Consider the following 7,606-nt stretch of genomic DNA (forward strand, 5'->3'; position numbering starts at 1 on the left):
ACGGATTTACTAGAAAAATATGTACTTTTACTCATCGTCTTTTTTGTTTTGCAACTCTAAATTACGATAAGTTTTAAGAAGCCATTAATTTGGCTTCTTTTTTATTTTGTTTTATCGGACAACAATGTAATTAAATATAAAAAAGTGTGTGAAAAATACGTTTAAAGATTTAATGAGATTGTTATATAATTCACATAACAATCTCATAATCAAACCTACTTTATAGTTTCAACTGTTTTACCACAACTCAACATCATAGAACCATAATAAGGATTTTTAATGGCATTCTCTTTACTTAACCAATTGGCTCCTTTTCCATCATTCGCCATTGGACAATGTTGTAAATAAACGGGGGCTTCTTGTTTTGAAATTTTGATTAATTCGTAAATACTTTCAGAAAGCGTATCAAAAAATTCTCTTTGCTTTTTAGCATCGGTACTTTTAGAAATTGAAGTAGCATCATTTTGAAGATTCTTCATTACTTTCATCCAAACCATGTGAACATCCATTTCCAATTCGCCCATTTTTACAGCATCAATAGAAGTCAGTAGTTCTTTGGCTTTTGCAGAAGCTTCTTTACCATCTGTTTTAACTAATGCATCTTTTAAATTAAAATAGCTTTCATAGACAGCATCCAGCTGATTCACTTTTTGCATTTTTGTTGAAGCTATTCCAGAATGTTCAGAATGGTTTGCTTCCATTTTGTTTTCCTCATTCATTTCTTTTTTAATAGGAGTTTTTGCTTCTCTATCATATTGGCAACAGCCGTGAAGGTTTTCATAGACATCATCAGGAGCCAAAAATGAATCACTATCATAACCTGCTAATGCAATTTTTTTAAGAATTTCATCTTTGGAAATTTTATTAGAATCGTATGTAATGGAAGCTATTTTTGTTTCTTTATTCCAATCTACAGAAGAGGTGTTTTTTAAAGTTCCTGCATTTTCAATTGTTTTTTCGCACATGCCACAATTGCCGTAAATTTTTACATTTTCTGTTTGTGCATTTTTTATTTGTGCATTGCAAAAATTGAATGACACCAACATAACAGTCAGCATCAATATGTTTTGTATTGATTTCATTTTTGATTTATTTTAAAAATTAATTGTATAAAGTTGTGTCTTTTATTTAAAAGAAACAGAAAAAAATAGCCATAAGAATGGCTATACAAGTACTAATTTAGCTTATTTTAGGAATAAGCCATATTGAAAGAAATCCGTTTAAAAGGTTCCCTTCATTGTGATAAAATTTTGCTTTTTTTGAAGCTTCTTTGAAAAAACTAATCTGAAAAATAATTTCACTTTTTCCAAAAAAAACTGTACTTACAGTTGAAGCTGTACAACTAGAATTTCCACATTTGCCATTACAAGAACCCTCTTTATCACTAGTTGATGAATCATCACAACATGATTTAGAATCGTCTTTATTCGTTACTTTTTTTGCACAACAAGATTTTTCTGTTTTTTTTGGCGAAACTTCACAGGCAAAACTTGTATTGGGAATAAAGAATAGTCCTAATACAAAAAGTAAAATGATAATATGAAATTTCCTTTTCATCATGAGTTACAAAATTACAAAAAATTCCTGTCATTGCAGTTTTTTTTAGTTAATCTAAACTTAAAGTTAGTTGACTGTCATTTTCAAAATCAGTTTTAAATTTCACTTAAAAGAAACTCTATATCAGTAAGTTTCATTTTTTTAGTCATTGATTTTGCTGGTTTTTCAGTTGTGTTTGTTACTTTCTATCTTGTCATATTTTAGTTGATAAAATTTAAAAAATTGGTTAAATGATTTACTTTAATTGTTATATAACACAGACAAAAACTTCTTTTTAAGAATAATTAAAGCATAAAACTTTAAAAATAAATCCCTTTTCTGAATTCATCTCTATTTAACATTCCGTTATTATTGTTTTTATATCTTTGAAAAAATAAATTTAAAAACTCATGGATAGAAGAAAATTTTTCCGAAACGGTTCGCTGTTTGCTATAGGTACTGCAGTGCTTAATCCATTTGAAACTATTGCTCAATACCCTGATATTTCGGCAATCTCCAAAGGAAAAAAAGCAAAAAACATCATCGTTTTAGTTAGTGACGGAATGAGTTCTGGCACTTTAAATATGGCCGATATTTACTTAAATCGGAAATATGGAAAAGGTTCAAATTGGTTAAATTTATATAGAGAGAATAAGGTCAGCAGGGCCTTAATGGACATGGCTTCTGCCTCCTCCATCGTAACCGATTCTGCCGCAGCAAGTTCTTCTTGGGGCGGAGGTGTTCGGGTTAAAAATGGTTCCTTAAATATTGGTATCAATGGCGAAGAACATTTACCAATTTGGCAAAAATTCAAAAAAGCAGGTAAAATGGCAGGTTGCGTCACTACGGTTCCGATTACCCATGCAACACCCGCTGGATTTTGTGCGAATAGCAAAAGTAGGAATTCACAACCTGAAATCGCAGAAACCTATTTAAAAATGGGGTTTGATGTGATGATGGGTGGCGGTTTAAAACATTTTGATTCTGCCATGCGAAAAGACAACAAAGATGTTTTAGCAGCATACCAATCAAAAGGATATCAAGTAGTTAAAAATAGGACAGAAATGCTTGCTTCTTCAAATGAAAAGCCAATTTTAGGCGTATTTTATGAAGATGGTTTGCCTTATTCCATCGACAGAGAAAATAACAAAGATCTGACTAATTCCATTCCAACTTTAGCCGAAATGACTCAAAAAGCCATCGACCGCATGAAAAGTAACAAGAATGGTTTTGTGTTGCAAGTTGAAGGCGGAAAAGTAGACTGGGCTGCCCATGCGAATGATATTGCCGGTTTGTTATATGATCAAATTGCGTTGGACGAAGCCATTCAAGTGGCGATGGAATTTGCAGAAAAAGATGGCGAAACCTTAGTGATTATGACTTCAGACCACGGCAACGCCAATCCCGGAATAATTTATGGTAAAAAAGCAAATGATGAATTTGATTTAGTACAACGTTTTAAACATACCAATGAATGGATTTTAAATGGAATTACTGGTACTTCAAGTCATGCTCAAATTATTGAACGTGTAGAATTTGCCAATGGTTTTGCCCCAACAGAGGAAGAAGCCAAATTAATTTTAGGTTATTATGAAGGCTTAGCTAAAGCAGAAGATGGTTTGTACAATTACAAACACATTCCGTTTAAAGCGTTTTCTGAAATTCAAAAATCGAGAATTTCTGTGGGTTGGATTAGTATGGATCATTCTGCTGACTATACTGAATTGGCCATGTTTGGCCCAGGAAGTACCGAATTAAAACCGTTTATTAAAAATACAGAATTACATTATTTTATGCTGAAGGCAGCAGAAATTGAAAATAAATTTTAGCTGTTAAATAAAAAAGACACAATCCGTAGCGAGTTGTGTCTTTTATGTTTTTAATTATCGTTTAACTTTCTTCGTTCGCGTTCTTTTTTAATCAGCATCAACTCCCGACTGGTTTGTCCAGCAACCGAAGTATTTTCTTCTGCTCTTCTAATCAAGTAGGGCATCACATCACGAACAGGTCCAAATGGTAGATATTTTGCCACATTATAACCTTTCTCGGCTAAGTTATAACTGATATTATCACTCATACCATACAATTGTCCGAACCAAATTCGATTATCGTTAAAAGCTAAGTTGTTGTCTTTCATCAATTGCATTAACTTATAGGAACTTATCTCGTTGTGTGTTCCTGCAAAAACGGCCATTTGATTAATATTTTCAATCATATAAGCAACCGTATCATCATACATTTTGTCTGATTCTTCTTTGGTGGCACAAATCGGACTTTTATAGCCTTTTTCTTTTGCACGGTCGTTCTCTTTTTCTAAATAAGCACCACGAACCAATTTCATACCAATAAAGAAGCCTTCTTCTTTAGCTTGTTCATGAATCTTTTTTAAATAATCTAACCTATCCCAACGATAAAGTTGTAAGGTGTTGAAAATTATAGGTCTTATTTTATTGTATTTTTTCATCAGGCGTAGCACCAAATCATCGGCTGCATCTTGCATCCAACTTTCTTCAGCATCAATCAAAAGACTCACATCTTGTTCAAAAGCCATTTTTGCAACGGCCTCATAACGAGCCACTACTCTATCCCACTCTTGGTGTTCTTCAAAATTGAGTGGAGATTTACTTCCTACTTTTTTGTATAAATCAAATCGACCAAAGCCTGTTGGTTTAAAAACCGCAAAAGGAATGGCATCTTTTTCTTTAGCAAACTGAATGATTTTAAGCGTTTTTTTCATCGCCGCATCAAATTGTGCCTCATCATCTTTGCCTTCTACAGAATAATCTAACACCGAACAAACACCTTTGGAATACATTTTTTCCATGACCGGCATACAATCATCTTCACTCACACCACCACAAAAATGGTCAAAAACAGATGCTCTAATCAATTTTTCGACAGGCAAATGAGCTTTTAAAGCAAAATTGGTTACCGCTGTTCCTATACGTACTAAAGGTTCGTTATCGATAAGTTTAAATAAAAAATAAGCTCTATCTAGTTCGGAATCACTTTTAAGAGCAAAAGCAATTTGAGTATTGTCAAATATTTTTTCCATGATTTTTTGAAAATAATTCAGCAAAGATACGGAGTGTTTAAGAATTTTATAAATATTTTCACTTATTTTGTACAAAACAATTTAAATCGACAATTTCAAGTGATATTGTCATTTCATTTTTAAGAAAATCTATGCAAGCTATTCAAGCCAACAATTACGAAATTCACTTTAACGAACAAGCATATAGCTCCTTAAATCGTATTTTAGTTGCCCAACAGTATTCAAAACTTTTTATATTAGTAGATACGCATTCGCATTCAGATTGTCTTTCACTTTTTCTGGCTCAAATAGCAACAGAAATTGAGATTGAAATCATAGAAATAGAATCAGGAGAAACAAATAAAACGATTGAAACCTGCGTTCAATTATGGCATTCGTTAACAGAATTGGGTGGCGATAGAAAATCGGTTTTAATCAATTTAGGTGGCGGTGTGATTTCTGATCTAGGTGGATTTGTAGCTTCTACGTTTAAAAGAGGAATTGACTTTATCAATGTTCCAACCACCCTATTGGCTATGGTAGACGCATCAATAGGCGGAAAAAACGGAGTTGATTTAGATCATTTAAAAAATCAAATTGGTGTCATTAATTCGCCCAAAGCGGTATTAATTGACACGGTATTTTTAGAAACTTTACCTCAAAATGAAATGCGTTCCGGCTTAGCGGAAATGCTCAAGCACGGTCTGATTTATGATAAAGCCTATTGGCAAAAATTTGCAGATTTAAATCAATTTACGTCAGATGATTTAGAAGGATTAATTTATGAATCGGTGGTGATAAAAAACACAATTGTCTCACAAGATCCAACTGAAAACGGCATTCGAAAAGCGTTAAATTTTGGACATACGCTCGGTCATGCTATTGAAAGTTATTTTTTAGAAAGTACTTCAAAAAAAACATTGTTGCACGGGGAAGCTATTGCAATGGGAATGATTTTAGAAAGTTATCTTTCGATGGAAAAAAAATTAATTTCAAAGGCGGAATACCTAGAAATCAAATCGGTTATTGGTTCGGTATTTGAAAAAATCAGATTGAACGAAGAAGATGTTGCACCCATCATTCAATTAATGGTTCACGACAAGAAAAATGAATACGGAAAAGTACAGTTTGCACTTTTAGATGGCATCGGAAAAATAAGTATTAATCAATATGCAAATCATGAAATGATACAACGAGCCATTTCTGATTATAAATCTTAACTTTTTTTAGAAAAGGTTGTATTTACCTTATAATATTTTTTACATTTGCCCTAATGAAAAACAGTCAAAATAAAAACATATTTCCGTCGGATACGTATAGTATTGATAAGGATTTCCTTCGATTTTATAAAAATTCTTTTGATCAAAAAAGCAGTTTGAATTTTGGAGTATTGACATGCTTCACCTTTTTTCATGAAAAATTACAAATTATTTTTGAAAATATTCGGGTTTGAAAATTGAATTCTTTATTTTTTACTTTATTTTTAATCTAAATTACTAAAAACTAAATGAATACTAAATATTTCGACCTCATCAATCAAACTTTTTATTTTCCACAAGAAGAATTTACTTTAAACAAAGACAATCTTCAATTTCATCAAATTGACTTGATGAAATTAGTAGAACAATATGGCACACCTTTAAAGTTTACGTATTTGCCTCAAATTTCTAACAATATCAACCGGGCAAAAGGTTGGTTTAGAAAGTCGATGGAAAAAAATAAATACGAAGCCAAGTATTTTTATTGCTATTGCACTAAAAGTTCACACTTTAGTTTCATCATGAATGAAGCGTTTAAAAACAACATTCACATTGAAACTTCTTCTGCATTTGATATAAATATTGTAGAAAACTTAATGGCAGAAGGCAAAATCAATAAGAATACTTTTGTGATTTGCAATGGTTTTAAAAGAGAGCAATATATTGAAAACGTTGCTCGACTTATCAATGGTGGCCACAACAAGACTATTCCGATAATAGATAATTATGAAGAATTGGATTTATTGCAGGAAAAAATTGACGGAAAATTTAAAATCGGAATTCGAATTGCCGCAGAAGAAGAACCTAAATTTGAGTTTTACACTTCTCGTTTAGGCATCGGATACAAGAATATCGTTCCTTTTTATAGAAAGCAAATTGAGGAAAACAAAAAAGTAGAACTGAAAATGCTTCACTTTTTCATTAATACCGGAATTCGTGATACCGCCTATTATTGGAATGAATTATTAAAATGTTTAAAAGTATATGTTGCTCTTAAAAAAGAGTGTCCAACGTTAGACAGTTTAAATATTGGCGGTGGATTTCCAATTAAAAATTCGCTTGCCTTTGAATATGATTACCAATATATGATTGATGAAATTATCAATCAAATTAAAATTTCGTGTGATGAAGCCGAAGTAGATGTGCCTCATATTTTTACCGAATTTGGTTCGTTTACCGTTGGAGAAAGTGGCGGAGCAATTTATCAAGTTTTATATCAAAAACAACAAAATGACCGTGAAAAATGGAATATGATTGATTCTTCATTCATTACCACTTTACCAGATACTTGGGCCATTAACAAACGATTTGTCATGTTGGCCATTAACCGTTGGAATGACACGTATGAACGCGTTTTATTAGGCGGATTAACCTGTGATAGCGATGATTATTACAATTCTGAACAAAATATGAATGCGATTTACCTTCCAAAATACAATAAAGAAAAGCCATTGTATATTGGTTTCTTTAATACGGGAGCATATCAAGAAACGATTGGTGGTTTTGGCGGACTGCACCACTGCTTGATTCCACAACCGAAACATATTTTAATAGATCGCGATGAAAATGGTATTTTAGCGACTGAAATATTTTCTGAACAACAAAGTGCCGAAGAAGTTTTATCCATTTTAGGATACGATAAAAAATAATTTGATTGTCCGTAATTACCCATAATTAAATAAAAAGTATTATTTTTGATAAAAAAAGCAATGAATTTATTCAGTTTTACAGCAAATTTTGGGAGTGAAGAATCCTGTAGACTTCATTTTAAAGAAGA

At 32.0% G+C, this 7,606-nt stretch carries 6 protein-coding genes; 3 read left to right on the forward strand and 3 right to left on the reverse strand.

From position 1 onward, the window contains the following. Window positions 1–215 precede the first annotated feature (215 nt). Complete coding sequence (locus PHR76_RS12915; protein WP_300063513.1) at window positions 216–1,082, reverse strand: DUF3347 domain-containing protein; 867 nt, start codon at window positions 1,080–1,082, stop codon at window positions 216–218. Between the two features lie 97 nt (window positions 1,083–1,179). Next, window positions 1,180–1,560 (reverse strand): hypothetical protein, encoded by a 381-nt coding sequence (locus PHR76_RS12920; protein WP_300063516.1) that lies wholly within the window; start codon window positions 1,558–1,560, stop codon window positions 1,180–1,182. Window positions 1,561–1,946: 386 nt separating this feature from the next. Between PHR76_RS12920 and PHR76_RS12925 the strand changes: the two genes are divergently transcribed. Next, on the forward strand, window positions 1,947–3,365 hold the full coding sequence (locus tag PHR76_RS12925; RefSeq protein ID WP_300063519.1) for an alkaline phosphatase: 1,419 nt from the start codon (window positions 1,947–1,949) through the stop codon (window positions 3,363–3,365). Between the two features lie 50 nt (window positions 3,366–3,415). On the opposite strand, the gene PHR76_RS12930 is transcribed toward PHR76_RS12925, so the two are convergent. After that, window positions 3,416–4,591 (reverse strand): proline dehydrogenase family protein, encoded by a 1,176-nt coding sequence (locus tag PHR76_RS12930; RefSeq protein ID WP_300063522.1) that lies wholly within the window; start codon window positions 4,589–4,591, stop codon window positions 3,416–3,418. A 131-nt stretch (window positions 4,592–4,722) separates the two neighbouring features. Between PHR76_RS12930 and aroB the strand changes: the two genes are divergently transcribed. Both aroB and PHR76_RS12940 read left to right on the forward strand, forming a co-directional pair. Continuing rightward, on the forward strand, window positions 4,723–5,790 hold the full coding sequence (gene aroB / locus PHR76_RS12935; protein ID WP_300063524.1) for a 3-dehydroquinate synthase: 1,068 nt from the start codon (window positions 4,723–4,725) through the stop codon (window positions 5,788–5,790). Window positions 5,791–6,077: 287 nt separating this feature from the next. Next, on the forward strand, window positions 6,078–7,478 hold the full coding sequence (locus PHR76_RS12940) for an arginine decarboxylase (RefSeq protein WP_300063526.1): 1,401 nt from the start codon (window positions 6,078–6,080) through the stop codon (window positions 7,476–7,478). Window positions 7,479–7,606 lie beyond the last annotated feature (128 nt).

It is taken from the genome of Flavobacterium sp. (genome assembly GCF_028689845.1).
GTDB lineage: Bacteria > Bacteroidota > Bacteroidia > Flavobacteriales > Flavobacteriaceae > Flavobacterium.

Bases quoted from the DNA above. Each gene is read 5' to 3' on its own strand.
- PHR76_RS12925 (WP_300063519.1), top strand. From the start codon at position 1,947: ATGGATAGAAGAAAATTTTTCCGAAACGGTTCGCTGTTTGCTATAGGT.
- PHR76_RS12920 (WP_300063516.1), bottom strand. From the start codon at position 1,560: ATGATGAAAAGGAAATTTCATATTATCATTTTACTTTTTGTATTAGGA.
- aroB (WP_300063524.1), top strand. From the start codon at position 4,723: ATGCAAGCTATTCAAGCCAACAATTACGAAATTCACTTTAACGAACAA.
- PHR76_RS12915 (WP_300063513.1), bottom strand. From the start codon at position 1,082: ATGAAATCAATACAAAACATATTGATGCTGACTGTTATGTTGGTGTCA.
- PHR76_RS12940 (WP_300063526.1), top strand. From the start codon at position 6,078: ATGAATACTAAATATTTCGACCTCATCAATCAAACTTTTTATTTTCCA.
- PHR76_RS12930 (WP_300063522.1), bottom strand. From the start codon at position 4,591: ATGGAAAAAATATTTGACAATACTCAAATTGCTTTTGCTCTTAAAAGT.